Annotated in this window: 1 pseudogene; it reads left to right on the top strand. The window is 39.1% G+C overall.

Annotation, left to right across the window (positions count from 1 at the left end):
• Positions 1-317 (top strand): annotated as a pseudogene (locus AAEZ05_RS28060) (type I restriction endonuclease subunit R); the annotation flags it as partial.

Below are 317 nucleotides of genomic sequence, written 5' to 3' on the forward strand. Positions count from 1 at the left end.
GAGTTATTCAGGCAATAGAGTCTCGTAAGATGCGGGGCAACGCTAGCTATTTTGCTTTTACAGCCACACCAAAGGGTACGACGCTTGAGAAGTTCGGTATCAAGCAAGAAGATGGTAGCTTTAAAGTGTTTGATCTATATAGCATGAAGCAAGCTATCCAAGAGGGGTTTATTCTCGATGTCTTGAATAATTATACGACGTTAAGATCGTACTACGAGATTAAAAAATCTATCAGTGATGACCCACGGTTTAGTTCTATTAAAGCGCAAAAAATATTAAAAGCTTATGCTGAAGGAGAGCAGCGTACTATTGATGTT

It is taken from the genome of Pseudomonas sp. HY13-MNA-CIBAN-0226, assembly GCF_040310305.1.
Taxonomy (GTDB): domain Bacteria; phylum Pseudomonadota; class Gammaproteobacteria; order Pseudomonadales; family Pseudomonadaceae; genus Aquipseudomonas; species Aquipseudomonas gregormendelii.